At 67.5% G+C, this 24888-nt stretch carries 27 protein-coding genes and 1 tRNA gene; 6 read left to right on the top strand and 22 right to left on the bottom strand.

Annotation, left to right across the window (positions count from 1 at the left end):
* Positions 1 to 5 precede the first annotated feature (5 nt).
* From G5C33_RS01440 to G5C33_RS01420, 5 genes are all read right to left on the bottom strand, one after another.
* Positions 6 to 272, bottom strand: a complete 267-nt coding sequence (locus G5C33_RS01440; RefSeq protein ID WP_165325577.1) for a helix-turn-helix transcriptional regulator — start codon at positions 270 to 272, stop codon at positions 6 to 8.
* 120 nt (positions 273 to 392) lie between these two features.
* Positions 393 to 1172: a DUF2285 domain-containing protein gene (locus G5C33_RS01435; protein WP_165325576.1), complete on the bottom strand. Its 780-nt coding sequence runs from the start codon at positions 1170 to 1172 to the stop codon at positions 393 to 395.
* Between the two features lie 160 nt (positions 1173 to 1332).
* A complete protein-coding gene (locus tag G5C33_RS01430) occupies positions 1333 to 1596 on the bottom strand; it encodes a DNA -binding domain-containing protein (RefSeq protein WP_165325575.1) in 264 nt (87 codons plus the stop codon).
* 139 nt (positions 1597 to 1735) lie between these two features.
* Positions 1736 to 1987 carry a helix-turn-helix domain-containing protein gene (locus G5C33_RS01425; RefSeq protein WP_165325574.1) on the bottom strand — a complete coding sequence of 84 codons (252 nt, stop codon included), beginning with the start codon at positions 1985 to 1987 and terminating at the stop codon, positions 1736 to 1738.
* Positions 1988 to 2125: 138 nt separating this feature from the next.
* A complete protein-coding gene (locus G5C33_RS01420; protein ID WP_165325573.1) occupies positions 2126 to 2527 on the bottom strand; it encodes a single-stranded DNA-binding protein in 402 nt (133 codons plus the stop codon).
* Between the two features lie 683 nt (positions 2528 to 3210).
* Here G5C33_RS01420 and G5C33_RS01415 point away from each other — a divergent pair.
* Both G5C33_RS01415 and G5C33_RS01410 read left to right on the top strand, forming a co-directional pair.
* Complete coding sequence (locus G5C33_RS01415; protein WP_165325572.1) at positions 3211 to 3546, top strand: hypothetical protein; 336 nt, start codon at positions 3211 to 3213, stop codon at positions 3544 to 3546.
* The gene (locus G5C33_RS01410) at positions 3536 to 4096 is read left to right on the top strand and encodes a type II toxin-antitoxin system VapC family toxin (RefSeq protein ID WP_165325571.1); all 561 of its coding nucleotides are present in this window, start codon (positions 3536 to 3538) and stop codon (positions 4094 to 4096) included. The genes G5C33_RS01415 and G5C33_RS01410 overlap by 11 nt, the downstream gene beginning before the upstream one ends.
* 49 nt (positions 4097 to 4145) lie before the next feature.
* On the opposite strand, the gene G5C33_RS01405 is transcribed toward G5C33_RS01410, so the two are convergent.
* The 10 genes from G5C33_RS01405 to G5C33_RS01360 form a co-directional block, all read right to left on the bottom strand.
* The gene (locus G5C33_RS01405; RefSeq protein ID WP_165325570.1) at positions 4146 to 4313 is read right to left on the bottom strand and encodes a hypothetical protein; all 168 of its coding nucleotides are present in this window, start codon (positions 4311 to 4313) and stop codon (positions 4146 to 4148) included.
* Between the two features lie 283 nt (positions 4314 to 4596).
* A complete protein-coding gene (locus G5C33_RS01400) occupies positions 4597 to 5538 on the bottom strand; it encodes a DUF2493 domain-containing protein (RefSeq protein WP_165328649.1) in 942 nt (313 codons plus the stop codon).
* A 352-nt stretch (positions 5539 to 5890) separates the two neighbouring features.
* Complete coding sequence (locus tag G5C33_RS01395) at positions 5891 to 6964, bottom strand: DUF7146 domain-containing protein (RefSeq protein ID WP_165328648.1); 1074 nt, start codon at positions 6962 to 6964, stop codon at positions 5891 to 5893.
* Entirely contained in the window at positions 6964 to 11328 is a 4365-nt protein-coding gene (locus G5C33_RS01390; protein ID WP_165325569.1) for a strawberry notch-like NTP hydrolase domain-containing protein, read from the bottom strand. Before G5C33_RS01390 ends, G5C33_RS01395 begins: the two co-directional genes overlap by 1 nt.
* Before the next feature lie 225 nt (positions 11329 to 11553).
* Positions 11554 to 12384, bottom strand: coding sequence for a DUF7007 domain-containing protein (locus G5C33_RS01385; RefSeq protein ID WP_165325568.1), 831 nt, complete (start codon positions 12382 to 12384; stop codon positions 11554 to 11556).
* Positions 12381 to 12896 (bottom strand): hypothetical protein, encoded by a 516-nt coding sequence (locus tag G5C33_RS01380; RefSeq protein WP_228275157.1) that lies wholly within the window; start codon positions 12894 to 12896, stop codon positions 12381 to 12383. Before G5C33_RS01380 ends, G5C33_RS01385 begins: the two co-directional genes overlap by 4 nt.
* Before the next feature lie 130 nt (positions 12897 to 13026).
* On the bottom strand, positions 13027 to 13221 hold the full coding sequence (locus tag G5C33_RS01375; protein WP_165325567.1) for a hypothetical protein: 195 nt from the start codon (positions 13219 to 13221) through the stop codon (positions 13027 to 13029).
* Between the two features lie 143 nt (positions 13222 to 13364).
* Complete coding sequence (locus G5C33_RS01370; RefSeq protein WP_165325566.1) at positions 13365 to 15521, bottom strand: ParB/RepB/Spo0J family partition protein; 2157 nt, start codon at positions 15519 to 15521, stop codon at positions 13365 to 13367.
* Positions 15522 to 15625: 104 nt separating this feature from the next.
* Entirely contained in the window at positions 15626 to 16525 is a 900-nt protein-coding gene (locus G5C33_RS01365; protein WP_228275156.1) for an adenine nucleotide alpha hydrolase family protein, read from the bottom strand.
* Between the two features lie 257 nt (positions 16526 to 16782).
* Positions 16783 to 17595, bottom strand: a complete 813-nt coding sequence (locus G5C33_RS01360) for an AraC family transcriptional regulator (RefSeq protein ID WP_165325565.1) — start codon at positions 17593 to 17595, stop codon at positions 16783 to 16785.
* A 139-nt stretch (positions 17596 to 17734) separates the two neighbouring features.
* Here G5C33_RS01360 and G5C33_RS01355 point away from each other — a divergent pair, with 139 nt between their 5' ends.
* The gene (locus G5C33_RS01355) at positions 17735 to 18430 is read left to right on the top strand and encodes an O-methyltransferase (protein ID WP_165325564.1); all 696 of its coding nucleotides are present in this window, start codon (positions 17735 to 17737) and stop codon (positions 18428 to 18430) included.
* On the opposite strand, the gene G5C33_RS01350 is transcribed toward G5C33_RS01355, so the two are convergent.
* Positions 18371 to 19042 carry a cation transporter gene (locus tag G5C33_RS01350; RefSeq protein WP_165325563.1) on the bottom strand — a complete coding sequence of 224 codons (672 nt, stop codon included), beginning with the start codon at positions 19040 to 19042 and terminating at the stop codon, positions 18371 to 18373. The genes G5C33_RS01355 and G5C33_RS01350 overlap by 60 nt on opposite strands.
* A 67-nt stretch (positions 19043 to 19109) precedes the next feature.
* On the opposite strand from G5C33_RS01350, the gene G5C33_RS01345 reads away from it, so the two are divergent.
* Entirely contained in the window at positions 19110 to 19514 is a 405-nt protein-coding gene (locus G5C33_RS01345) for a MerR family transcriptional regulator (protein WP_165325562.1), read from the top strand.
* A 38-nt stretch (positions 19515 to 19552) separates the two neighbouring features.
* On the opposite strand, the gene G5C33_RS01340 is transcribed toward G5C33_RS01345, so the two are convergent.
* The 6 genes from G5C33_RS01340 to G5C33_RS01315 all read right to left on the bottom strand — a co-directional run bounded on the left by G5C33_RS01340 (position 19553) and on the right by G5C33_RS01315 (position 23180).
* Positions 19553 to 19819 carry a DUF7662 domain-containing protein gene (locus G5C33_RS01340; protein WP_165325561.1) on the bottom strand — a complete coding sequence of 89 codons (267 nt, stop codon included), beginning with the start codon at positions 19817 to 19819 and terminating at the stop codon, positions 19553 to 19555.
* A gap of 14 nt (positions 19820 to 19833) precedes the next feature.
* Positions 19834 to 20502, bottom strand: coding sequence for a siderophore-interacting protein (locus G5C33_RS01335; protein ID WP_165325560.1), 669 nt, complete (start codon positions 20500 to 20502; stop codon positions 19834 to 19836).
* Positions 20503 to 20575: 73 nt separating this feature from the next.
* A complete protein-coding gene (locus G5C33_RS01330) occupies positions 20576 to 21580 on the bottom strand; it encodes a pyridoxamine 5'-phosphate oxidase family protein (RefSeq protein WP_165325559.1) in 1005 nt (334 codons plus the stop codon).
* Positions 21577 to 21969, bottom strand: a complete 393-nt coding sequence (locus G5C33_RS01325) for a hypothetical protein (RefSeq protein WP_165325558.1) — start codon at positions 21967 to 21969, stop codon at positions 21577 to 21579. The genes G5C33_RS01330 and G5C33_RS01325 overlap by 4 nt, the downstream gene beginning before the upstream one ends.
* Positions 21966 to 22652: a protein-S-isoprenylcysteine O-methyltransferase gene (locus G5C33_RS01320; protein WP_206518610.1), complete on the bottom strand. Its 687-nt coding sequence runs from the start codon at positions 22650 to 22652 to the stop codon at positions 21966 to 21968. Before G5C33_RS01320 ends, G5C33_RS01325 begins: the two co-directional genes overlap by 4 nt.
* 453 nt (positions 22653 to 23105) lie before the next feature.
* A tRNA-Gly gene (locus G5C33_RS01315) sits at positions 23106 to 23180 on the bottom strand.
* A gap of 196 nt (positions 23181 to 23376) precedes the next feature.
* Here G5C33_RS01315 and G5C33_RS01310 point away from each other — a divergent pair.
* Positions 23377 to 24282, top strand: coding sequence for a tetratricopeptide repeat protein (locus G5C33_RS01310; RefSeq protein WP_165328644.1), 906 nt, complete (start codon positions 23377 to 23379; stop codon positions 24280 to 24282).
* On the top strand, positions 24279 to 24887 hold the full coding sequence (locus G5C33_RS01305; protein ID WP_165325557.1) for an LON peptidase substrate-binding domain-containing protein: 609 nt from the start codon (positions 24279 to 24281) through the stop codon (positions 24885 to 24887). The genes G5C33_RS01310 and G5C33_RS01305 overlap by 4 nt, the downstream gene beginning before the upstream one ends.
* Position 24888: the final 1 nt, after the last annotated feature.

Genomic DNA, 24888 nt, shown 5'->3' with positions numbered 1-24888 from the left:
GGGGTTCAGCGCCGCACGCAGTCGGTGGGCTGGCGCTTCGCCGGATGGACGACGCCGTTGCCGGGGTCGGAGGTGGAACGGCGGGTGCCGAGCGCCGCCCAGGCGTCGAGGTCGTCGATGGCATAGACGATGCGGCCGCCGAGCCGGCGGAAGACTGGCCCCGTGCCGAAACAGCGATGCTTCTCCAGCGTTCGGGCCGACAGGCCGAGATAGATCGCGGCGTCGGGCGTCGTGAGAAAACGTGGCGTCGTGGCGGCGACGGGCTCGGCCATGATGATCCTCCTGGTGATGACCGGCTGCGAAAAGCGGGGCCGGCGAACAGGAGGCGATGGTGGCGAAATGAACCCTGCGCGGAGAAGGGACGGCGCCGAGGGGGGCGCGAATGTCCCCCTTCAATCGCCGCGCAACAGGCGGATATAGCCGCCGTCGCGCAGCTCGACGGCTTCCTTGAGCCATCGTCTGATGCGCTTGCGCTCCGGGCTCTCGACCCATTCGGCGGTTGTGTAGCGGCGGACCCTGCGGTGAATCAGCGATGCGGCCAGCTCGCGCTGGGTCGCGCCCGCCCGCTGGCCATCGAGCACTTGCAGCAGCGTGAGGAGATGTTCGCGCCGAAAGGGCGGCGGGCGCAGCGCCGGCGGCCCGGACGCCATGCCGCTCAAGCGGCGGCAGAGACGCTCGGCGGCCGCGAGGCGCGCGAGCGGATTGATCCCGACCGGCACCATCATCGCCATCGGCACGTCCAGCGCGCCAGCCACCCAGACATGCTCGTCGCCCTCGGTGTCGGCGAGAATGAAATGGAGGAAATCGCCGATCTTCATGCGCGCCCGCACCGCACCGAGCATCGCCATGTCGAGCCGCGGCGCCGCGCCGATGCCGTCCAGACATGGTGCGAGAATGATGCTGTCGGGCGCCAGGTCGGGCCGGGCCACCGCCAGCTTGCGGTCGAAGGCCGAGGTCGGCGCGGCGTGGTAGCTGACGCCCCAGCGCTGCACGAGCCCGGCGGTCGCCGCGTCGGCGGAGATCACCCCGCGCCTCACCCGGTCGAGCGCGCGGCGGTAATCCAGGTGATAGCGACTATTTCGGCTGACATAGCCGATGGCGATGTCGCAATATTGCAGCGCCTCGTCCCCGGCCTCGTCCGGAGGCGCGCGCCAGTCCTTCTCAGGCGGCATGATACCCTCCCAAGCATGGCTCTCTGTTGGAGCGCGTAGGGAGATGTTCTCAGTCCGCGCGCGGCTGCGAAGCCCTGCCGGACGGACGGCCGCATAGCCGAATCAAGTCAGCATTTTGAGGCGAGTTTTCCGCGAAACCGTTCAATGATCCGCCGGATTTCTACGAGCCGGACGGCCGCAGATAGTGGCGATAGCCGGTTTCTGTCATCCACCGGGCGCGCGCGAGATGGGTGTCATAGACCAGGCGCGCGCGTTCCGGTTCGGCAGCCGGGTCGATGCCGAAGATGATCCGCACTGCCTCGCGCCAATCGGCATTCTCAGCGGCGGCGTCGAGCAGGCGCCAATAGGTGCGGTGGTGGCGTTCGTCATAGGCGGTGACATGAGGCGCGTCGGGTGCGCGATCCTCGAAAGCGGCTATCGCCATCGCCTCGCTCCGCTTTCGGCCATTGCCTCCCGAGCCCGCTGATTTACGAAACATACACCATAATGGACCGAAGTAATCATGCCATGAGTGCTATGGCGACATGACGAATGGCGCATAAGTAAAGTCGTATCACCGCCCGTTATTTGGGCTCCTTGCTCGGCGAATCGCTCACGAGAAGCACACCCTGACCGCGTTCCGAATCGAGAAAAACGATTCCTGCCGCCTCCAGCGCCTTGACCGCCTGGTGGCGGGTGTCTTCGCGCACGGGCAGATCGTTCTCTGATTCCAGGCGTTTAAGCGCGGTCAGAGCGATAAGGGCCTTGTCTGCTAGCATCTCCTGCGTCCAGCCGAGAAGTGCGCGAGCGGCCCGCACCTGGCGGGAAGTGATCATGCAAGATCACCTCCACAACCCGGTCGCTATCCGCTATGAAAACGACTATTATAGTCGCCTTGAAGTAAGTGCAATGGGACCGCCCCAATGAAAGAAGGCCCGGCGGCTTGCGCCGCCGGGCCTCTCCTGCGCCTCGGCTCAGAACGGGATGTCGTCGTCGAGGTCGCTCGCGCCGTCGCCGGTCTGGGCGGCCTTGCCCCGGCTGAGGAAGTCCACCGTCTCGGCGATGATCTCGCAGCCATAGCGTTCGACTCCCTGTTGGTCGGTCCACTTGGTGTAGTGGATGCGGCCGCGGACCAGCACCTTCATGCCCTTCACGCAATGATCCTGGATGGTCTTGCCGAGGCCGTTGAAGGCGGTGACGCGGTGCCATTCGGTGTCCTGAACACGATAACCGTTGTCGTCCCGAAGAACCTTGCCCTCCGAGTAGCGGGGGCGCGAGGTCGCAAGGGTGAAATGGGTGATGCGGGTGCCGCCCTGGGTGGTGCGGCTTTCCGGGTCTTGGCCGATGTTGCCGGCGAGAATGACGATGTTCTGCATTTTAAGTCTCCGTTGCTTCAAGTCCGAGGGACCGTCCCTCCGACGAGACCCGGCCAAGACCGTCGGGAGGCGCTTGCAATCGACGCGCAGCGGAGGCCCCGCCCCCAAGGCCCGAAGTGGTGCGGGCAGGCGCTTGAGCGCCAACACGGTTCGGAAGCCGCGGGGGTTGTTGGCGCAAACCGAACGGGCTTAGGGGATCAGTCAGTCGGAGGGGCAGTTCGCTCGGCGAAGCGACCTGGAGCGATATGCAGGAAACAGCGTCGTCGCTGGTGACGAAGGCCCGCCGGGCCCGGTAGCCATCGTCGTGGGTCGTCCCGCCTGCCATCACCGTCGCCCGCGACCCGCGCCTCACGGCGGGTCATTCGACGGGGCGCGAATTGCGTGGGTCAGGATGTCGATGGCGCGTCACCGCCAAGGCCGAGGCTTTCCAGTCAGGAGCCGGGAAGGCGAAGGAGCTGGTCGCCCGACTCCACGCCAGGGGAACGGCCTGGCGCGAACCTTTCGGCAATGGGAGAATCGCCAAGTGGTCGGCCTGCCGGGCGAGGCTCGCCCGAGACGGGGCGGCACGCCCATGACGGAGACTGGCCATGCCTTGAGCCGGGGCGCGGTGGCCGGCGACGCCCTGCCGCTCGGCCTTGTTTTGTGTGACAGATGAGACTATCTTGCACACAAAGGAGTCGATCATGGTCGCCAGCGCCGCAACATCGAAAAGTGGAAAGAGCCCGGAGAAGTCCGGGACCGCCAAGGGCGGGCGCGCGGCGGCCGTGCGTGTGACCGGCGCGTCGGTGGTGATGGAGGAAGCGCGTCGCGCGGGCCTGCTGGATGGAGAATCGACCGAGCATGTCAGCTTCCGCGCGCCCAAGGCGCTGATCGAGGCGGCGAAGCGCGAGAGCGGCGCGACCAAACCGACCGAGCTTGGTCTGCTGGCGCTGGCGATGCTGGCCCAGCCCGATCCGGCGGCCACCTATATGCAGAAGACACGCGGCAAGCTCGGCCCGGATCACCGGCTTGACTATTGACCTGCGCCAGCATCTGCGGCGCGTCAAACCGGACAAATATCTCAGCCAGCTTGCGCCGCGCGGTTCGGACGCGCTGATCGCTGCCGCCGACATCGCGGGCGAAGGGCGCGCGGCTATTCTCCTCGACACCAATGTCTATATCCGCGACGCCGCCGGCACGCTGCCAGCGGCGGCGGCGGCTCTGGTAGACCGCGGCCTCCTGTTCCATTGCGCGGTCTGCGTCGGCGAACTGAGCACCGGCGTCGCCAATGCCGACCCATCGCGCGCCGACTGGAAGATGATGCGCGACCATTATGCGGGCCTCGTCGCCAGCATCCCGCCGACGCGGCTTCTCACGCCGGACGCGGAGGTATGGACCGAGGCGGGCCTGGTCGCCGGCACGCTCGCCCGGACGCAGACCTACCAGCGTCATCAGCGCAAGGAAGCCTTGAACGACGCGCTCATCTTCCTGACGGCCGCCAAGGCGGGCCTGCCGGTGCTGACGGCAAACCGGGACGAGTTCGACCTGATCCAGCAGCTCGCCCCGCACGGCCGCTTCATCCACTTCTAGGTGACGGCGGGCGGCGGCCATGCCGCCCGCCCGCGCGTCGGCTCGCCGATCAGGGGGCGAAGGGATCGTATTCGCGCACGATGCTGGCTGCGTCGCCGTCGAACTCCCGCGCCTCGACGACGCCGAACACCCGCTCGCCGATCTGGAAGACGATGATGCAGGTCATCAGCGTCCGGGCGAGGTTCCAGGCGTGGGACTGAGCGATTTCCAGGGACATTGTTCCGGCTCCTGTCTTTTGGAGCGAGGGCCATCCCCGCTCGACAGGCGCCCGAAGTGTCGAGCGGATGGCCGCAATCACCGCACAGGCGCAGCCTGAAGGCCGCACGCTCGCGTAGCGGACCCTTTATGGGTTGATGGCGTCAGGCCATCCGTTCGACCAAGGATCGCGCCTCAAAGAGCGGGGTGGACCCTGCGCCACAGGAGCCAGTCATCCCCCTATCGGTCAGGCATACAAGGGATCGCCGGGATACCGGCGCGGCCATCAGGCCGCTGGGCGGCGCTTACGCGCCGCCTCGCTTGCGAAAGTCCCAGACCTTGAGGCCCATCGCCTTGGCCTTGTCGCGCAGGTTGTCCTGGATGCCGGTGCCGGGAAGGACGATGACGCCCTTGGGCAGGACCGACAGCATCTCGTCGTTGCGCTTGAACGGCGCGGCCTTCTTGTGCCGGGTCCAATCGGGCTGGAACGGAATCTGCGGGACGTTGCGGTGATCGGCCCAGCGGGCGGCGATCTTCTCGCCACCGGTCGGCGTCGCGCCATGCGCCAGCACCATGTCGGGATGCTTGACGTGGATCTTGTCGAGCAAGTCCCAGATGAAGCGATGATCGTTATAGGCCGGCCCTGAGCTGAGGGCGATCAGCGTTCCGGCGGGGATGAGCACCTGCTTCTCGGCCCGCTGCCGCGCGTTGATGAAGTCGCGGCTGGAGACCACGGCCGAGGTCAGCGCCTTGCGGTTGACCTTCGAGCCCGAGCGCGGCGTCCAGGCTTTAAGAAGGTGGGTGCGGAATTGCTCGGCGCAGGCGTCGCGGAAGAACTCCATCGTGTTGCGGCGCTCAATGAGGGTCGTGCCCTCGCGCAGGAGCCGCTCCAGCTCGACCGACTTCACCTCCGAGCCGTCCTGCCCGCGCTGGCTGCGCCTCTGGGCGACTTCGTTGCCGTCCAGCTCCCGCTCGATCCGTTCGCCGGCGCGCTGGAAGACGTTGGTGATGTTCCAGAGCAGGTCTTCGAGGTCCGGTTCGAGCCGCGTGTCGACCAGGCACGAGACAATCGCGTCGAAGATGTCGGCGACTGCGCCGGTCGCCTGGCGGTCGTCGGGAAGCGGCCGGTCGTCGGGTTCGTCGTCGAAGGGCCGGTATCCGTATAGGGCCAGTTCCTGAAGCAGGTGGGCGGTGGGGGATTCCTCGTGCTCGGGTTCATGTTCGGGAAGCGGATTGTCGGTTGACATGATGACGCCTTTCATCGGGCGGCCGCGCCCATCGCGGCCTTCGCAGGCGTCGAAGACGGCGGGTGAACCGGGCTTGCACCGCCGTCCCGCGCCTCTGGCGCGGGTGGCGGCCCAGCGCAGCGCCGGGCGGCAGGGCGGCGTCTAATTTGCTTCGCGGTGCAAAGCGGCCCCTCGGGGCCGCGGCGGAAATTAGTCGCCGAACGCCGTTGCCAGGCCGGGGCGGCTGTCGTCCGAACGGCCTCCAAGAAGGCCGAGAGGGGTGGTCGATCCGATGTCTGGAAGCGTCATCCCAACCGACAAGCCAGAGCTTTTCGAACCCCGAGCCGAGACCCTCACTGCCTTTCCGGCGTCCTCAAGGAACGGCCAGGAACCGGCTCACGTCTTCGGGGACAAACTGCGCGACCAGGGCCGCCCGCGTCCGCTCAGGCCCCATCAGGCGCAGATCCTCGTTGAAATCGCCGAGCATGGGCGAGAGCGGGACGACCTCGATCGCGGCCGACGAAGCCCGCTCGGTCAACGTCGCCAACGCCGCGTCGCCGGCCGGATCGTCGTCGCGGGCGACATAGAGACGCCTGAGCGCGGGCGGGAACAGGATGGCGCTGAGGTGGGCCGAGGATAGAGCGGCGATCATGGGCACAGCGGGCACGACCTGACGCAGCGACAAGATGGTCTCGACGCCTTCGCCGGCCGCCATCACCGCATCCGCACCGCCAAAGCGGACGCCGTTCCCGAGCAGAAAACCCATCGCGCGCCGAGGCGTGGCCACCGGCGCCTTCATCGCCGCGGCCGGGTCGAGCCCAGAAGCGAGATAGGTGCGATGGACGCCGGTGATCGCGCCGTCGAGATCGGTGACGGCGGCGATCATCGCGGGCCAGGCGCGACGTGTGCCGGCCACGTCCTTCCGCGACGGGGTGTAGTAGCAGCGCGGATGGAAGCGGAGGGGATCGTCGGCCCCCAGGGTGGTGATCGCGCGCTTCCGCAGATAGGTCTGCACGAGCGAGCCCCGGACAGGACCGGACGCGGCGAACAAGCGCCGCGCCGATTCCGGCGAGCCGGTGGGGGCCTTGGGCTCGTCCCGGCGACGCGGGCCCTCGGGGCCAGGCTCGGGGTCCGGCAGGCTGAGAAAGCGCCGGGCCTCGTCCAGCGTGTCGCGGAGCTGCGCATGGCCGCAGACCTGCGCGATGATGTCGAGCAGGTCGCCATGATCGCCGGTCGCGGCGTCGGTCCATTTGCCGGCCGCGCCCCGGCCGTCTTCCGAGCTGGACAGGCGCACATAGAGACTGCGCCCCGGCGTGTTGTGGGCGTCGCCGACCAGCCAATAGCGGCCTTCGCGGCGCCCTTTCGACAGGTAGCGGCGGCACACCGCCTCGGCCCGGTCGCCGAGACGGTGCGCCAATTCGCCTGCCTGATCCGACAGCCGGCCCATCACGCGGCCGTCCGGTCGGCGATGCGCGCGAGCGGCCACCGCTTCATCAGCCGTTCCAGCACGGCGACGCCGTTCGCATCGACCGGCACGAACATGCGCAGCGTCCACGAAATAATCTCGTGGAACAGGCCGTAGGCGGTCAGCCGCTCGCGCATCGCGTCGGTGAAGCCGCTCAGCTCGATGCGGTAGGCGCTCATCACGCGCACGCGGCGAAGCTGGAGACCCTCGGCCAAGTCGAGCACGGTGCGCCCGTCCATCAGCGCAGCGAAGGCCGCCTGCGGATCGAGGCGCGGGCCCTCGTCGTTGGCGGTGGCGGTCGCCACCCAGGCTGGCGAGACCCGGCGGCCGATGATCCGCTCGCCGTCGTCGGTCTGGAGCCGATAGACGCGCGTGGACTCGTTGGGCAGGCGCTTCCAGATTGGCAACAGCAGGCCGGTGACGACGTGCATTGTGCTGACGGCGAACTCCGGCACCTCGGCAAGCTCCGCCTGCCAGGCGCGGGCGAAGTCGGCGCGGGCGGCTTCGCGCCATTGGGTCTGCGCCATCGCCTCCAACGGCATCGGGGTCGATTCCATCGGCCGCACCAGCCGCACGCGGCGCTCGACGCTGCCGTCGTCGAGCAGAAGCCCACGCGTCGGAATCTGCACCGCCGCGCGGCCCGATTGCGCGTTGACCATCAGGACCGCACGCGGGTCCGAAAGCCGGTCGAGCGCGTCGTCCAGCGTGATCGGCCGATTACGGTCCTTGCGTTCGATCGTCAGCAACCTGGTCTCCGCCGTGGTGCCCGGATGAGTATAGATGATGTTGCGGTCGATGATCGTGAAGCTCTCGGCCTGAAGTGTCTCCAGACCCAGCTCATAGGTTCCAGACGCGATGGCGCCCTCGATGCGCGCGGTCAGCAAATCCTCGAAGGCGGTGAACAGCGTATTCTGGAGGTCAATGGTGAGCGCCAGCATACGATTGAGGAAGGTGGTGATCGGCGGCAACTCGTCCTTGAGGCCGGTGTCGTCGCTGAGGCGAAGCCCCGTGGCCTGCTCGAAGGCGAGCAGCGAGCAGCCCTCGACTTTGCCCGCATAGAGCAGCCGGTAGAGTTGGCGCAGCGCGTCGCGCGCATATTGCGATTCCAGATTGTCCTCGGGGCGGAACAGCCCCTGGCCGCCGGTCTGCCGCTGGCCGCGCGTGATCGCGCCCAGCGTGTCGAGCCGGCGCGCGATGGTCGAGATGAACCGCTTCTGCGCCTTCACGTCGGTCGTCACCGGCCGGAACAGCGGCGGCTGCTTCTGATTGGTGCGGTTGGTGCGGCCGAAGCCCTGGATGGCGTTGTCGGCCTTCCAGCCCGCCTCCAGCAGATAATGGACGCGCAGCCGCTGGTTCCGCGCCCCGAGGTCGGCATGATAGCTGCGGCCGGTCCCGCCTGCGTCGCTGAAGATCAGGATGCGCTTGGCGTCGCTCTGGAAGGCGTCGGTCTCGCCGACATTGGCCGAGCCCGGCCGGCTCTCGACGACAAAGCGGTCGATCCCGTCCGATCCGCGCCGCTTGACGATGCGCCGCGAACGCCCCGTCACCTCGGCGACCATATCGGTCCCGAAGTGATGGATGATCTGGTCGAGCGCGGCCGGCACCGGGGTCAGCGACGCCAGGCGCTCGATCAGCCGGTCGCGGCGCTCGGCGGCTTCGCGGGACTCGACGGGATTGCCGTCGGCGTCGGTGACGGGCCGCGAGGACAGGTTGCCCTCGCTGTCCGTGAACGGCTCGTAGAGCTGCACCGGGAAGCTGTGTTCGAGGTAGGACAGGACGTATTCGCGGGGCGTTACGTCCACGCGCACGTCGTCCCATTCCTCGGTCGGGATGTCGGCCAGCCGGCGTTCCTGCAACGCCTCGCCGGTCGAGACGATCTGGACGACGGCGCTATGGCCGGCCGCCAGGTCATGCTCGATGCTGGCGATCAGCGAAGGCGTCTGCATCGCGGTGATGAGGTGATTGAAGAAACGCTGCTTGGCCGACTCGAAGGCGCTGCGCGCCGCGGCCTTGGCCTGGGCGTTGAGAGTGCCGGTCGCGCCAGTGATGTTGGCGGCCTGCATCGCCGCGTCCAGATTGTTGTGAATGATCTGGAAGGCGCCCGCATAGGCGTCGTAGATGCCGATCTGCGCTCGCGTCAGCCCATGTTCGAGCATCTCGTATTCCACGCCGTCGAAGGACAGCGAGCGGGCGGAATAGAGGCCGAGCGCCTTCAGGTCGCGCGCCAGCACCTCCATCGCCGCGACCCCGCCGGCCTCGATCGCCGCGATGAATTCGCTACGCGTGGCGAACGGGAAATCCTCGCCGCCCCACAGGCCGAGCCGCTGGGCATAGGCGAGGTTCTGCACGGTGGTCGCGCCGGTGGCGGAGACATAGATGACGCGCGCGTCGGGCAGCGCGTGTTGGAGCCGCAGCCCGGCGCGGCCCTGCTGCGAGGGCGCCTGCTCGCCGCGCTCGGTCGTGCTGCCGGCCGCGTTCGCCATTGCGTGCGCCTCGTCGAACACGATCACGCCGTCGAAGTGGGCGCCGAGCCAATCGACGATCTGCTGCACGCGGCTCACCTTCTCCCCGCGCTCCTGCGAGCGGAGCGTGGCGTAGGTGACGAACAGCACGCCCTCGTCCAGCGTGATCGCCGTGCCCTGGCGGAAGCGTGAGAGAGGCGTCACCAGCAGGCGTTCCTGCCCGAGCGCCTCCCAATCGCGCATCGCGTCCTGATGCAGGGTCTCGGAACGACTCACCCACACCGCGCGGCGGCGACCTTTCAGCCAGTTGTCGAGGATGATGCCCGCCACCTGGCGGCCCTTGCCCGCGCCGGTGCCATCGCCGAGGAACCAGCCGCGCCGGAAGCGCACGGCCTGCTCCGCATCGTCCGGCGCGGCGGTGACGACATCCCAGGTGTCATCGACGGTCCATGCCCCGGCGAGATGGCCGGCATGGGCCTCGCCCGCGAGGATCACGGATTCGAGCTGGGCGTCCGACAGGATGCTGTCGGCGACTAGGTTCGTCGGCAGGGTCGGCCGATAGCTCGGCTTGGGCGGTGGGACTGAGGCCATCGCCGCCGACTGGACCAGCGGCGTCGGGTGCGGCTTGGCGCCGTCGATGCGCAGCGACTGGAGCGCATAGGGCTCGTAGATCGCGTCGGTCAGGCGGCCGGCCTCGGCCGGGGTCCAGTCGATGGCGTCATAGGCCAGCTCGGCCGCCTCGGGCAGCACGATGGGCGCGGGCGACGCGGGTTTGGCCTGGCGGCGCGCGGCGGGCCTCGCCGACATCGCCCGCATGGCGACAGGCACGGCCACCGGCATGGCGGGCGGCGGCGTCTCGGGATCGGACCCGCGCGGCGGCACATGGCCCTGCACCCAGCCGAGCAGGGTCGCGGTGTCGGGCGCGACGCCGGGCGAGGCCGGAAAGACAGTCGGATCGTCGGCGGGAACGCGCTCGAGAACGGTCAGGCGCGTGTCGATGGTGGTGCCGTGCTTGGCATAGACCCGGCCGTCGATCGCCGCCGAGAACAGCACGCGGCCGCGCTCCTGAAGCTGGGCGAAGGCATCGGTCCAGGCGGGATTGTCGGGCGCGCAGCTCGCCCCGGTGATCGCAACCAGGCGGCCGCCCTCGGCGAGCCGGGCCAGCGCCGAGCCGATATGGCGCAGCGCCGCGTCCTTCATGGTTCGGTCGACATGGGCGACGGCCGAGAAAGGCGGGTTCATCACCACCACGCTCGGCACGATGTCCGCGCGCAGATAGTCATGGATATGCGCGGCGTCGTGGCGAGTGACGGGGCCATCGCCGAACAGGCCGGCGAGCATCTCGGCGCGGATCTCGGCCAGCTCGTTGAGAACGAGGCTGCCCCCTCGCGTCTCGACCTGCACCGCGAGCAGGCCGGTGCCGGCGGAGGGTTCGAGCACCAGGTCGCCGGGCCGGATCGCGGCCGCGACGGTGGCGACGAAGCCCAGCCCGGCCGGCGTCGAGAATTGCTGGAGCGCCTGCGACGTCTCCGAGCGGCGCGTGTGGGTGGGGAGCAGCGCCGCCACCTTCTCGATCATCGCCAGCGCGGCGAGCGGCGACGCGGATTTGCGGAGGATCGTGCCGCCGTATTTGCGCAGGAACAGAATCTGGGCGGCCTCGCAGGCGTCGTAAGCGGTCTTCCAATTCCAGGCGCCATCGGCGTCGGAGCCGCCGAACGCAGTCTCCATCGCGGAGCGCAGGGCGCGCGCGTCGATGGCGCGGCCGCGTTCGAGATCGGGGAGAATCAGCGCGGCGGCGGCGAGAATGGACCGAGCGGTCGCGGCGAAACCGGGCGCAGTGGGAAACGGCGCCGCCGGATGGGCGACGGGTGCAGCAAGGGTCATGGCGGATGTCCTCAAGAGAGCCGGAAGGGAACGGGCCGCCGGACGCTCTCTCTCGATCCGGCCGACCCGCCCGTTTCCGGCCTGCCTCTCACTCTCTCGGGACACCGCATGGCCGAACGGCTGCGGCCTGCCGCTTGGCCTGCGCCGGTGAAATCAAGTCCTCCAGCAGCGGGCAAAAAAAGAGCCCGCCCCCGGCCAAGGCGCGGGGACGGGCTTAGGCGCGGATCAAGCGTCGGGGGCTGTCGGCAGCGCCCAGCTCTGATGCCGGGCCTCGTCGATCACGAAGCCATGCGGGCCGGCGTGGTATTCGGCCTTGGGGACGAGAAACCCGCGATAGGGCCGCCGGTCCCGCTTTCCGCCGAGCGCCGCGACACATTTCACGAAACCCGGCGTGCTGGCGGACAAGCTCGCCGAGATGACGATCCAATCGTGAGCGTGCGCCTCCTCGAACAGGCGACGATCGTTCGAGAAGGACTCGCCCGGCGCAAGGGGCCGCCCGTGGACGGCTTCCCAGCGTTCGGGATAGGTGTCGCGCAGGGTCTTCTCGGCGACGCGGCGCTCATAGGCGGTGAACAATTCGGGAAAGCCGAACGCGACCATCGCCCAATCGCAATCTTCCTCATACCAGCCGCTTTCGATGCGCAGCGTGGCGGGCATGGCCGCGTTGCGCGCGTCATCAAGTTTGAAGCCGCCGTGGCTGGCGGTGACATGGAAGACGACGCCCTCGGCATAGACCGAACCAGCCTGCGATGCGCCCCAGGGGCTCCAGCGGTCGGACGCGCGATGCTGCCGATCGAGCGCGATGATCTCGCGCCGATGCGCAACCTGTTCCTCGACGAGAACCCGAAACGCCGCTTCGTCGGCGATGGCGTCGCCAAAGCCGGAGAAGTCGGCCCGCCGCCACTCGGCGATTGGACGGTCGATCCGCCAACCGCTCCAGAGACGAAGACCATCCGCGACCGGAAGGGCGAGATAGGCATTGTCGCCGACCATCGCCGCCAGATCGCCATCGGCTGTGCGGCCATAAATGGCCTGGATTGGAGCGGCGGCGTTCATGCCGCCCTCCCGACCGGGGCTGGGCCGGCTTCATCTTCACCGACGATCTCGGCGATGGGATCGCAATAGCGGTTCTTCGCCATCCATGCCTCGGCCTCGGCCATGTCGGATGTGAGGCGGTGCAGTTCGACCCGGCCGTTACGTCGCGAGAGCACGCGCACCATGCCGGGCGCGGGACGTTCGAGAATCTCGAAGCGTAGATCGGTCGTGGCCTGAAAGCCCCGATTCACGACCATGACGATCGTGCCGGCCGAGCCGTAATTGGCGAGGTGAAGGGTGAAGGTCGCCGGAAACGGCGTGGCGCCGAGCGTGCGAGCTTGCGACTTTTCGACCAGACGGCCCGTGTCATTGCGGTTCTTCCAGGCGGAGAGCTTGCGCCGGAACCGCTCGGGCGGCCGCGGCGTGCCGTCGAAGAAGCGCAGCAATGTGCCGAGCGGGACGGAAGCGACCACGGCATGGCCGTCAAGCACCGTCGAAGGAGCGGCCGCGGGCAGATTTGAAATCGTGGACATGGGTGTTCTCCGGGAGAGCGGGAAAGGTTCGAGCCGTCCGGCGCTCTCTCTCAATCCGGCAGGCTCACCCGACCCCGGTCTTCCTCGCGCTCTGGCCGCCGGTCCCAGGACGGGACCGGCGGCGCGCGGCTCAGTCCGTGAGCGTCCCGGCCGCGATTTCTTCGATCCAGCCAGCGGCCTCGTCAAAATCGGCATCGCCGTCTTCGACCTGCCGCGCCAGCGCGACGGCGCCCGAGCGGCCGAGCTGCCCGAGACGCTGAATCGCGGCGAGCAGAATGGGTGCGAGGGCATCGGCGTCCGCCAGTGCGATGTCGTCGATCTTCATGGGGATTCTCCTGTGTTGAGGGTGAAGCGGCCCGGCCTGAAGCGGCCCGGCGGCCATGCGAAAAAGCCCGGCGCTCGGCCGGGCCTAGTGGTGGTGACAACGGAAAAGGGCGGAGCGGCCGAAACCGCCCCGCCCAGATGCGGCTATTCCGCTGCGACGGCGTAGGCCGAGTCCTGCTCGTCTTCGTCGTCGTCATCCTCACCGAGGAAGGCGGGAAGCGCCTCGCCGTCCTCGTCGCCCGCCGTCTGCGCGACGGGCAGCACGGGTTCTGCGTCCGGCATCCGCAGCGGCTCGGGAAGCCAGCCGGCGTCGGCCAGAAGCCGCTCGGCTTCGCGGGCCATGTCGCCCTTCTTCAGATGGTCGATCAGGCCGGCCTTCTGCGGCTCCGTGCCTTCGGCGACGGCTTCGAGGATGCGCGGCTTGGTGACACGGCCGAGATAATTCTCGACCGTCGGCCGCCAGCCCGTCGCCACCATGTCGAACCCGACCGCGCGGGCGACGACATTGGCGTGCTGGATGCGCCGCGCGACGCCATGCGCCGAGATGCGGCCGCCGCCATGCTTGGGAACCGGCTCCCATTGGGCGTTGACCGCATAGGCTGCGCAATGGGCGAACAGGGCAGCCTGGTCAGCGCCGTCGAGCTGCTGGATCGCGTCCCAGGCATCCTTATCGGACTTGGGCAACCGCGCTTTCCAACCGGCATGGCGCTCGTCCATCGCCCGCGCCGCCGCGCTTTCCCGCAGGCCCGGCGCCTGGAACGGGAAATAGACGCGGCTGACCGACAGCTCCAGGCAACTCTCGGTGCGGACCTGATAGAAGGTGGTCAGCACCATCGCGTGCAGCACGGCGGCGAAGGCGACCGCCGGGTTCTGCGCGAAGGCGTCCTGCAGGGCGACCGTCCGGGTGGCGGTCAACTCGGCCACCAGCCGATCCGGCAGCGGCTTGATGACGTCATCATCGTCATCGTCGCCACTCGCGGACGAAGCGGGATCGGCCGTCCCATCGGAGACTGGCGCGACAGGCTGCAAGGCTCCGCCGCCCGGTTCATCGCCGGACACTTCGGACACGGACGCGCCCTCGTCCTCGGCGGTGTCGTCGGTTTCCTCGGCGGGCTCATCCTCCGGCCGCACATAGCCGCGGTCGATATAGAGCGTGCCATCGGCTTCGAGGCCGACGAACACGCCCGCGCGGGCCTGCTCTTGCGCGTCGTAAGTGAACCGACCGCGCGACAGCGTGGCCAACTCCACGTCGATGGCGCTCACGCGCGCATCGACCTCGCCCGGAATGTCGCCCTTGCCCGCCCATTCGTCTTCCAGGGCGTCGGCTTCGGCGCGCAGTTCGGCGATGCGAGCTTCGTCCGCCTCGGTCGGCGGCTCCTGGATGGCCTCGATCGCCCGGCAGTCCTCGTCATAGCCATAGGGCAGATCGACCAGCGCCTCGACCCACTTCCAGCCTTCAGCCTTGATCTTGTCCGCCTCGGCGTCGAGCTTCTCGGCGACCAGGCGATCGAGCAAGGCGGGATCGCTCAGCCAGCCGCCATCGTCGGGCTCGAACAGGTCGCGCATCGGCGCCACGCCGCCGGCCGAGAGGTAGGCGTCCAGACCGACGAACCGCACGCGGGCGTCAGACACCGAAACCATGTCCTCGGTCAGTTTGTCGCGGATGAAGCTGGGCGACCTGTTGATGCTGTGATCGAGCTGCTTCCAGAGCTGCTCCTGGCGGGCATGATCGTCGCTGACCGTGAAGGCCATGAGCTGATCGAGCGTCATGTCGCCGGCGACATAGACCTCGTGCAGCTTGGGCGAGACCGAGGCGAGCTTGAGGCGCTGGCGCACCACGGCGGGGGTGACGCGGAAGTGCGCGGCGATGGCCTCCTCGCATTCGCCCTTGTCGATCAGCACCTTCATGCCGTGAAACTCGTCGAGCGGATGGAGCGGCTCGCGCTCGCTGTTTTCCGCAAGCGAATCCTCCTCGGCCAGGACGGGATCGTTGGCCGCCTTGACGACGCAAGGCACCAGCGCATCCTTGGCCATCCGCTTGCGCTTCACGAGGGTCGCCAGCGCGCTGTAGCGGCGGCCGCCGGCGGGCACCTCGAAGAAGCCGGTCTCGTTGCCGTCTTCGTCGAGCTGGGGCCGGACATTGAGGCCGTGCAGCAGGCTACGCCGCGCGATGCTGTCGGCGAGGTTCTCGATCGTCACGCCGTTCTTGACCCGGCGGACGTTGGATTGGGACAGGATCAACTTGTCGAAGGGAATATCCCGCGACGGGCTGAGGACGATCTTGGGGGCAGCTTTTGCCATGTCGGTTACTCCATGACGGGCCGCCGCGAGACACTCTCTCGGCTATCCAGCCCGTCACGAACCCGAAGGCCCCCCTCTCACTCTCTCTATCCGCATGGCCGCCGTTACACGCCGCACATGCCCTCACATTCGTTGGCCCACAGATCGAGTTGGCCCCGATCGGCCGGCGTGCTGAGGTCGGCCTGGTCGAGCGGCACGGCCGAGCGATGCAGATAGACGCGGCCCCGGATGCCGCGCAGGCCGGTGCGGATCGCGCGATCGACCGCGACCGCTTCCGCCCAGGCTTCGGGATCGTGGTCGCGGATCTCGCGCCAGCGCATATCGGAGTGGAAGGGACAGCCGACGCAGGCGCTCTTGGGCGGGATCGGATAGTCGTGCCGTTCGAGCCAGCGCAGGCAGTCGTGGCGCGACATGCGCTGCTCGATCAGCGGCCAGCGATTGACCTGCCATGCCTCGAAGGACGGCTTCATCCGCATCAGTTCGTCGAGCGAGATGCCGATCCATTGCTCGACGATCGCATGGTCGGGCGAGCGGCGGCGGGTCAGGCCGGCGAGCGCGCGGACCTTCCGGCGGATCGGAACGATCTTGTAGTCCTTGGTGCATTGACGCCGGATCATCCCGACTTCGATACGGCCGCGCTTCGCCGTGCGGGTGAAGGCCGGAATCGAGGCCCAGCGTTCGCCGCTGCCGGCGCGCAGCAGATCGGCATGGATGTCGCCGGCCGAGACGACATGCACCGGGAATGGCAGCACGTTCGGCGACATGAGCCAGGCGAGATGCTCGCGCACGGCGCGGGGCTCCCAGCCGGTGTCGGCGAAGATGGCGCAGTCGGGCATCGGCCCGACCTCGCCGTGGGCGGCCATCAACGCCAGGGTGGTGGATTGGACGCCCGCGCCCAGGCTGAGCACGCGCAATCGGACCCGATCGCGGTCTGGGGACTGGCCGAGGGTGATGAGGCCCGCCGGATCATTGTCGGCGCGGGCCGCGGCGGTGGAAGGCGCCATCGCGTGTCTCCGCGACGGGCCGGCAGGGGCCACTCCCTCTGCCTCGTAAGCCCGTCACGGCCGACCGGGCGGACTCTCACTCTCGGGGCGTTGCGGGGTGTCCCCGCAGAGGGGGTAGCGGGAGACCCAAGGGCTCCCGCTCAGGGGGAGGCTTCCCCCAACCTGGCCTTCTTCTGAAACGCACCTTCGCCGCGTTCAGCCTGGTGCAGGCGCCAAACCTTCAACCGGAAACCGCAAATGTGGCGGGCTTGCCCGCTTCAAGGTCGGCCCGAATGACGTTCGGCCATGTAACGGCCCGGCGAGGTGCCGAGCACCTTGCGAAACATGGTCACGAAGCTGGGCACGCTCTCGTAACCGAGGTCGGCCGCGACCTGCTGGATCGAGGCGCCGCCAGCCAGCCATTTAACTGCGAGGATCACGCCGAGCTGCTGGCGCCAGCGTCCAAAGCTCATACCCGTCTCCCGGCTTATCAGCCGCCCCAACGTCCGCGCGCTCAGGCCCGCTTTGTCGGCCCAGGCATCGAGCGTTCCCCGATCTGCGGGCGAGGCCATCATCAGGTCGATGATCTTGCGAAGGCGCGGATCGGTCGGCATCGGCAGGTGCAAATCCTCGACCTTTGCGACGGCAAGTTCATCGAGCAGCACCGCCATCAGCCGCGAGTTCGCGCCGCCTTCTTCGTAGAAAAGCGGCAGGTTGGCGGTGCGGAGCAGGAGTTCGCGCAGCAGCGGCGTCACCGCGACCGCGCAACAGGCAGCGGGCAGGCGTGCGTCCATGTCCGGCGCGATGAACGCGTTATAGCCCTCCAGCGCGCCGGTCATCCTGATCGAGTGAAGCGTCCCGCCGGGTATCCACACCGCGCTGCGCGGTGGCACGACCCACAGCCCGCCTTCCACTTCGCAGCTCAACGCGCCGCGCTGGACAAGCATGATCTGGCTTTTCGCGTGCCGGTGGGGTTCCAGTTCGATCCCAACGAAATCCCTGGACACGAAGCCGTAGGTGATGACCGACCTGGGCACATCGTCCGGGTCGATCCAGTCGTCCCCCAAGGAAAGTTCGGTCAGGAGCGGCATAGGTCAGCCATCGCCCGCTATGGCGAGATTGGATAACATTCTGTCCGTCCTTCGGAATGACGCCAATTCGGGTTCCCTGTATTCCTCTGTCTTCCATCAGTCGAGGCCGGTGAGCCTCACAAGCGCCAAGGAAGATAGCATGAACACATTGAGCAACGGGGGTGTCGCCAAACTCCTGGACCAGCTTCATCAGGAAGCAGAGACAGCGGACGGCCCCTTCATCCAGAAGATGATGGCCGAGATCGAGGCTTCCGGCGGTTCGATCGAGCAGGCCGCCAAGCAGATGATCGCCGACGAACGCGCCGATTACCGGGCCGTCTATCGCGGCCATGCCGAACATTTCCTGTCGGTGACGCCCGGCTACGGCCGCTTCCTCTATGCGATTGCGCGGACCTGCAAGGCGACGCGGATCGTGGAATTCGGCACGTCGATGGGAATCTCTACCATCTATCTCGCCGCCGCGCTGCGCGACAATGGCGGTGGGCAGCTTATCGGTTCCGAGCTGGAACCTGCCAAGGCGGCTCGGGCACGCGCGCATCTCGACGCTGCCGGCCTCTCCGACGTGGTGGACATTCGGGAGGGCGACGCCCTCGAAACGCTCAAGGATGTTGGCGGCGGGGTCGATCTGGCGCTGATCGACGGCGCCTGGTCGCTTTATCTGCCGGTGCTCAAGCTGATCGAACCGCGGTTGAAGGCCGGCGCGGTGGTCCTGGCGGAAAATGCCTTTGCGACGGACTATGTGGATTATGTCCGCGCTCCCGCTAACGGTTACATCTCACAGTCGCTTCCGCTCGACGAAGGGCGAGGCAACGAGTTCGCCGTGAAGGTCGCTTGAGATCCCACGCAGTTCCGAGCGCGCCTGCCGGATGATCTGCCAACCACCGCTGACACCGAGGGCGGCAAGGATGGCGGCAACGGCTATGTCCGGCCAGGCCGTGCCGGTGCCGAACACGCCGAGCGCCGCGGCGACCACGGCGACATTGCCGATCGCGTCGTTGCGCGAGCATATCCATACCGATCGGCGGTTGGCATCGCCCTCGCGGTGCCGCCACAACATGACGGCGCAGACAAGATTGGCGAGTAGCGCCAGCACGCCGATCACACCCATAGTCTCGGCTTGTGGCAGAGTTCCGGTGAGCGCCATCCATACGGTGCTTCCCAACACCCATAGGCCGAGCAGGAGCAGCGTGGCGCCCTTGAGTAGCGCAGCCCGCGCGCGCCAGCGCAGCATCAGGCCGGCGACGCCGAGGCTGATCGCGTAGTTGGCGGAATCGCCGAGGAAATCGAGTGCATCAGCCTTGAGCGCGGCGGAGTGGGCCGCCACGCCGGCCGCGATCTCGACCACGAACATGCTGGCATTGATGGCGAGCGCGATCCACAGCACCCGCCGCCATGCTTCGTCTCTCGTCAGTGGCATCTCGCAGCCGCCGCAGCATCCGCCCGCCATATCCGTCACCTCGATTCGTTCGACGTGACCGGCTATATGCACCCTGTAGCAACTACAGGGTCAAGGCATGGCGCTCACCATCGGCGAGCTGGGCAAGGCGACGGACACCAAGGTCGAGACGATCCGATACTATGAGCGGATCAGCCTTCTTCCTAAACCGTTGCGCACTGCCGGCAACTACCGCGCCTACGGCGAGACGGAACTGGGCCGGCTATCCTTCATCCGCCGCGCCCGCGATCTCGGCTTCCCGCTCGATCAGGTGCGGGCGCTGCTGTCGCTCTCCGACGATCGCACACGCGATTGCGCCACGGTCGATGCACTGGCGCGCGATCATCTGGCCGAGGTCGAGCGCAAGATCGCGGACCTGACGGCGCTGCGGCGGGAGCTGGCCGAGGTGATCGGCTCTTGCCGCGGCGGCACGGTCGCCGACTGTCGGATCATCGAGGCGCTCGCACCGCATCCTGCCGAATAGTTCTTCAGCCCACGAACGCATTAGGCGCCGAGCCGGAGTCAATCAGTGCTGCGCTTTCGGAAATAGACTCGTTCGGCCCTCGGCTCGGCAATCGCCTCGAACCCGGCCTCCAGCCAGGCGCGGCGATGCGGAGCATTGCGATCAGCGCGCCCGTTCACGCACCACCATTCCGGCTCGGCCGCACCGTGCGGCAAGAGGCCGCCGATGATATTCTCTATATGCGCGAAACCCAGCTCGACGCCCTCCGCGTCGTTACGGACCCGCCATCGTCTCAGGAACGCGCCCAGCGCATCATATTTGCCCATCGCCGGTCTCCGGCTCAATCGAGACCGGTCTTGCCGGGCGCCCAATAGGCTTTGGCCTTGAGCCTCGCCGATCCGATTCCAGCGGCCTTCAAGGCGCGGCTGACCCGCTGGATCGACGGCGCCTTGCCGGTGAGGATGAAATCGCCGCCGGCCGCGACATGGCCAACCAGCCTGTCCTCCGCTTCGGCGAGATGCGTATCATCGGCGGCGCGTTCGACGACGATGGCATCGCCCAGTCCGAACGCCGCCAGCACCGGCCGGGATTCGCCGGCGTCTGACACCTCGAACACGAAACGCGCATCGCCCCCTTGCGGGCTTTCGCGCAGCGACGCGGCCAGGCCGAAGGATGTCTCATCGCCGAACAGCATGACCGGCCGGCCGAGCCCGGACAGGTCGAGCGAACGGCGTGGGCCGAAGAACTGGCAGGTGTCGCCGACCTGAAGGCCGGTGGTCCAGCGGCTGCCGGGACCGTCGCCATGCGCGAAAGCGAGCAGCCGCGTCGCGCCGCGATCGGCGTCCCACGACATCGGCGTGTAGGTCCGCGCGGCAAGGCCCGAACCCATCGCGACCTGCACCTTCTGGCCGAGCGCCCAGGTCACGTCCTTGAGTGCGTCGCCCTCAAGGTCGATCAGCCGGAAATGGGGCGAGAGCGGTTCGACGGCGACGACGCGCGCCGGTCGCATCAGCCAGCGCAGCAAGGTGCGCGTGACCGGACCCGGCCGGGGCTGCGCCGGAGCGTCAGAAGAAAGGGGATCGCTAATAGAGATTCTCCTTATAGTCCTTGTCCAGGCCCTTCTTGAGCAACCCGGTCACGCCGGGCACCGAGAGGCTGGCGCGCGCCAGCGCCGCGCCGACGCCGCCCGCCTTGTTGAGCTTGATATGCTCGACGAACAGCCTGGTCGGGTCGATGTCGCTGGTCGCATGGACCGGCCACAGGTTCGCGTGTGTCAGCGCCGGACTGTCGCGCAGCACAATCGTATCAACCGCGACGCGGATCGCCAGCAGCGGCGTCTTGTCCTGCACGGTGAAACGCTCCCGCGCGGCCGGATCGGTGGTGAGCTGGGTCTGACCGCGCACGAGTCCGACGCGGCTCGCGCCCGGAACCAGCAGCGCGAGGGCCAGTTGCGGTTGCTCGACGATGTTGCGGAAGCTGTCCACGCGCCGGTTGCCGGGCCGGTCGGCGAACCACAGCACGTCGCCGTCGAGCTGGGCCATGCAGCCGGCCGGATCGCCCTTGGGGCTGAGATCGGCCCGGTCTTGCGCACTGACTGTCGCCAGCGCGAGAAAGCGGCTGGCCGCGACGAAGGCGGCCGCATCGCCCGGCGCCTGCACCGGCTGCGCCGCCCATAGCTCGGAGCGGATGAGCGCCTTGGCGCAATGGCCGTAACATTCCTCCACGGCGATGTGGACATGATCGGTCTCGACCGCGGCGACGCGCCCGTTGACGCGCAGCGTCTCGCCGATGCCGGGCAGCAGGAACAGCGAACCGAATGCCGCACCCGGCCGCATCAGGGCGGAATCGTCGAGCGATGCGGCCGGCACGCGCAGTTCGCGGCTATCGCCGTTGGCGAAGCCCGGCGCATCGCCCGCCAGCGTGACGGTGACGCCCGCTCCGTCGCCGACGCCGGCGAACATCAACGGCGATTGTGCGATCCAGCGTAACGCGCCGGGGTCGAGGTGGTCGATGATCTTGAGGTGCATGGGCGGCGGCGTCTTGCCGATTATGCCTTCGAGCGCGCCGATGGTGTCGATGACAGTCATGGCAGCGCACGTCCCATGACCAGGGCCATCATGATCCGGGTCGAGCAGATGGCGCAGTCGAGCGCGGACGCCGCGCCTTCGGCGCAGGCGATGCAGGCATGGCGTTGGCGCGATCCATCGAGCAGGCCGAGCAGCAAAAGCTCGTCCTGGGACAGGAAAATGCTGCCGACGGCGATCTTGCGCCCGAGTGCGGCTTCGCACAGCGTCATCAGACTGTCGAACACGGGCGCGAGCAGCCCGCAGTCGTTCGGCGCCAGCATGGCGTAGAGCGATTGCTGGACCGGCGCGCCGCCATCGCGCGCGCGGCGCCAGCAACGGGCCGCGGCCGTCACCAGCGCGCCGGAATTGGAAGCCCTTTGGCTTTGGGAAATAGGTGCGTGCATCGTCATGGCGCGCGCCTCGGGAGCAGCCGGCCGGCATGGGTGCAATAGGCATCCCAGGCGTCGCCGAAGCGGGTGCGCATCATCGCTTCTTCGTTGGGCACGCGAATGAACCACATGGCGGCGAAGGCGGGGACGACGAGAACGCCGGCGATCCAGTTGTGAATCAGCAGCGGTTGGGCCAGCGCCGAGACCCAGATGGCTGCATACATGGGATGGCGGATGTGCCCATAAATGCCGTTGGTGACGAGGGCATGGTCCTCGCGCACCTCCAGGCCGGGGCTCCAGTTGCGGCCGAGATCGGCATGGCTTCGCCAGAACAGCCAGAGGAAGGGGATCTGCGCGAGCGCGCCGATCCAGGTCACCCATTCAGGCAGCGGATAGTCGGCAAAGGCGAACAGGCCAGTGGCGAGTTGGAGCAGCGGCAGCACCATCATCGTCACGAACATGGCCGCCAGCAGGACGATTTCGGTCGTGTCCTTGCGGGCCTCGATCACGAGATTGGCACGGTTGCGCAGGGAGTGCGGCGTGCGGATCGCACACATGGCGATGAACACGATCAGCCAGACCAGCGCGCCCCAGCCATTGTCGCGCCAGCGAAGAACGGCGAGCACAATCAGGATGAGGGCGAGCAACATGGTGGCGACGGCCGGCAGGCTGGTCATCATGGATCGGTTCTGCCGGGCGGTCATGGCGTCGCTCTCCTTGGTGCGTTCTCCCCTGCCTTTGGGGCAACGATACGCTAGTTGCGAACCATTCTCAACAAAGAACCGACGGAGCAGCACACTATCGCCCGCCGTTAGCCTCTCCTCCGACAGCTACGGTTCGGTGCCGCGCTCGATCTGATGCTTATCCAGAGCAGGGAAGCGAAGCGGTGAGGCGACGAAGAGGGCTCAGGATTGTCTCCAAAAACGAGCCATTGTCTCCAGCGGCTCCAGCTGTTGTCTCCAGCTTCGGAGGTCGCTCGAATGCGGCGGATGCCTGCGTAGCGGATAATGGGAAGCCACGCCATCCAACGCCAGAGGCGACCCTATCTTGGTAATTTTGTGGAGACATTATGGAGACAACGACCCTCGCCGTAACCCTTGTCTCCAATGAAAAAGCGGCTCGCAGGCCGCTAACTCACTGATTTATAGGAAAAAACCTGGAGCGGGCGAAGGGATTCGAACCCTCGACCCCAACCTTGGCAAGGTTGTGCTCTACCCCTGAGCTACGCCCGCTCTGGCGTCGAATCGGCCCGCGCAGGATTGTTGCGGGCCGGGGCAAGGCGGCGGCTCCTAGCACCGCCTTTTGCACTCGGCAAGCCCTGTTTGCGCATTGCGTGAAAAGGCTTGGCGCAGGAGCGTCGAACCCCCACATAGGGCGCTCGATTCCGCAACCGACCAATCAAGGGAGCGCGTCTTGGCCACGCCTGGTATGTCCGCCTTATCGCCCAGCGAACGCGAAGCCGTCGAGGCATTTCGCCGCGACGTCGTCGAACCGTCGATGACGAAGCTGGTGCTGGTCGATTTCTGGGCCGAATGGTGCGGCCCGTGCAAGCAGCTCTCGCCGGTGCTCGAAAAGATCGCCGCCGACTATGCCGACAAGGGCGTGATCCTCGCCAAGATCGACGTCGACAAGAATCAGTTCATCGCCTCGCAATTCCAGGTGCGGTCGATCCCGACTGTCTATGCGATGTTCCAGGGCCAACCGGTCGCCGATCTGAGCCAGGTGCGCAGCGAAAGCCAGTATCGCCAGATGCTCGATGAGATCCTGCAGCAGTTGCCGATCCAGAGCGAGGCGGGCGATGCCGAAGCCGAGCTCGAACCGCTGCTGGCGATGGCCGAGGAAGTGCTGGGGCAGGGCGACGCCGAGCGCGCGCTGACCATTTACACCCAGCTTGCCGACATGGCGCCGGGCCATCCGGTGGTGACCGCGGGGCTCGCCCGCGCGCTGGTCCAGCTCGGGCGGACCGAGGAAGCGCAGGCGGCACTCGATTCGCTGCCCGAGGATACCGCAAAGGCGCCCGAAGTCGAGCGCGCGCGCGCCGCGCTAACGCTCGCCACCGAGACCGCGCCGGTCGACGATCTGGCGGGGCTTCGTGCCGAAGTCGAAGCCGATCCTTCCAACATGGAAAAGCGCTACGAGCTTGCCGGCGGGCTGATGGCCGCGGGCGACCGCGAAGGCGCGGCGGACATGCTGCTGGCGATGATCGCCGAGGACAAGGCGTGGAATGAAGGCGCCGCGCGCGAACGGCTGCTCAAGCTGTTCGAAGTGGTCGGGCTGGAAGACCCCTGGGTTTCGGCGCAGCGCCGGAAACTTTCCGCCATCCTGTTCGGATGAGCACGCGGATTTCCGTCTTTCCTCTGGCCGGGGCGATACTCTTCCCCCGGATGCACTTGCCGCTGCACATCTTCGAGCCGCGCTATCGCGCGATGGTGGCCGATTCGCTGGCACGCGATCGCCGGATCGGCATGATTCAGCCGCGCAACGACGATGAGCCGCCCGGCCTGTTCGACATCGGCTGTATCGGGCGAATCGCCGATGTCGAGGCGCATGAGGACGGCCGCTACGACATCGTGCTCGAAGGACTGGCGCGCTTCACCGTGCTGCGTGAGCTGGATGTCGCGACACCGTTTCGTCAGGTCGAGGCGGAGCTGGAAACCGTGGGCCCCAGCGAGATCCTGTCGATGGGAGAGCGCGCATCGCTCGAACGCGAATCGCGGCGTTTCGCCGAGGCGCAGGGCTATGCTGTCGATTGGGCGGCGGTATCGCGGCTCGACGATGAATCGCTGGTCAACGGCGTCGCCCAGATCGCGCCGTTCGACGCGGCATCGAAACAGGCGCTGCTCGAATCACCCGACCTGTCGGCACGCGCCGACCTGCTCACGCAGCTGATGCAGTTTTACGGGCGCCACGACGGCGACGACAGCGCAACGCTGCAGTAAC

Origin of the sequence: Sphingosinithalassobacter tenebrarum (assembly GCF_011057975.1) — a bacterium.
GTDB lineage: Bacteria > Pseudomonadota > Alphaproteobacteria > Sphingomonadales > Sphingomonadaceae > Sphingomonas > Sphingomonas tenebrarum.
The sequence above is the reverse complement of the archived record's forward strand: the minus strand, read 5'-3'. Positions and strand labels throughout refer to the sequence as shown.

Bases quoted from the DNA above. Each gene is read 5' to 3' on its own strand.
- G5C33_RS01335 (WP_165325560.1), bottom strand. From the start codon at position 20,502: ATGCGACCGGCGCGCGTCGTCGCCGTCGAACCGCTCTCGCCCCATTTC.
- G5C33_RS01330 (WP_165325559.1), bottom strand. From the start codon at position 21,580: ATGACTGTCATCGACACCATCGGCGCGCTCGAAGGCATAATCGGCAAG.
- G5C33_RS01435 (WP_165325576.1), bottom strand. From the start codon at position 1,172: ATGCCGCCTGAGAAGGACTGGCGCGCGCCTCCGGACGAGGCCGGGGAC.
- G5C33_RS01400 (WP_165328649.1), bottom strand. From the start codon at position 5,538: ATGTCAACCGACAATCCGCTTCCCGAACATGAACCCGAGCACGAGGAA.
- G5C33_RS01375 (WP_165325567.1), bottom strand. From the start codon at position 13,221: ATGAAGATCGACGACATCGCACTGGCGGACGCCGATGCCCTCGCACCC.
- G5C33_RS01370 (WP_165325566.1), bottom strand. From the start codon at position 15,521: ATGGCAAAAGCTGCCCCCAAGATCGTCCTCAGCCCGTCGCGGGATATT.
- G5C33_RS01385 (WP_165325568.1), bottom strand. From the start codon at position 12,384: ATGAACGCCGCCGCTCCAATCCAGGCCATTTATGGCCGCACAGCCGAT.
- G5C33_RS01310 (WP_165328644.1), top strand. From the start codon at position 23,377: ATGTCCGCCTTATCGCCCAGCGAACGCGAAGCCGTCGAGGCATTTCGC.
- G5C33_RS01430 (WP_165325575.1), bottom strand. From the start codon at position 1,596: ATGGCGATAGCCGCTTTCGAGGATCGCGCACCCGACGCGCCTCATGTC.
- G5C33_RS01415 (WP_165325572.1), top strand. From the start codon at position 3,211: ATGGTCGCCAGCGCCGCAACATCGAAAAGTGGAAAGAGCCCGGAGAAG.
- G5C33_RS01320 (WP_206518610.1), bottom strand. From the start codon at position 22,652: ATGACCGCCCGGCAGAACCGATCCATGATGACCAGCCTGCCGGCCGTC.
- G5C33_RS01420 (WP_165325573.1), bottom strand. From the start codon at position 2,527: ATGCAGAACATCGTCATTCTCGCCGGCAACATCGGCCAAGACCCGGAA.
- G5C33_RS01325 (WP_165325558.1), bottom strand. From the start codon at position 21,969: ATGACGATGCACGCACCTATTTCCCAAAGCCAAAGGGCTTCCAATTCC.
- G5C33_RS01395 (WP_165328648.1), bottom strand. From the start codon at position 6,964: ATGGGCCGGCTGTCGGATCAGGCAGGCGAATTGGCGCACCGTCTCGGC.
- G5C33_RS01305 (WP_165325557.1), top strand. From the start codon at position 24,279: ATGAGCACGCGGATTTCCGTCTTTCCTCTGGCCGGGGCGATACTCTTC.
- G5C33_RS01355 (WP_165325564.1), top strand. From the start codon at position 17,735: ATGAACACATTGAGCAACGGGGGTGTCGCCAAACTCCTGGACCAGCTT.
- G5C33_RS01380 (WP_228275157.1), bottom strand. From the start codon at position 12,896: ATGTCCACGATTTCAAATCTGCCCGCGGCCGCTCCTTCGACGGTGCTT.
- G5C33_RS01390 (WP_165325569.1), bottom strand. From the start codon at position 11,328: ATGACCCTTGCTGCACCCGTCGCCCATCCGGCGGCGCCGTTTCCCACT.
- G5C33_RS01440 (WP_165325577.1), bottom strand. From the start codon at position 272: ATGGCCGAGCCCGTCGCCGCCACGACGCCACGTTTTCTCACGACGCCC.
- G5C33_RS01340 (WP_165325561.1), bottom strand. From the start codon at position 19,819: ATGGGCAAATATGATGCGCTGGGCGCGTTCCTGAGACGATGGCGGGTC.
- G5C33_RS01350 (WP_165325563.1), bottom strand. From the start codon at position 19,042: ATGGCGGGCGGATGCTGCGGCGGCTGCGAGATGCCACTGACGAGAGAC.
- G5C33_RS01360 (WP_165325565.1), bottom strand. From the start codon at position 17,595: ATGCCGCTCCTGACCGAACTTTCCTTGGGGGACGACTGGATCGACCCG.
- G5C33_RS01365 (WP_228275156.1), bottom strand. From the start codon at position 16,525: ATGGCGCCTTCCACCGCCGCGGCCCGCGCCGACAATGATCCGGCGGGC.
- G5C33_RS01345 (WP_165325562.1), top strand. From the start codon at position 19,110: ATGGCGCTCACCATCGGCGAGCTGGGCAAGGCGACGGACACCAAGGTC.
- G5C33_RS01405 (WP_165325570.1), bottom strand. From the start codon at position 4,313: ATGTCCCTGGAAATCGCTCAGTCCCACGCCTGGAACCTCGCCCGGACG.
- G5C33_RS01425 (WP_165325574.1), bottom strand. From the start codon at position 1,987: ATGATCACTTCCCGCCAGGTGCGGGCCGCTCGCGCACTTCTCGGCTGG.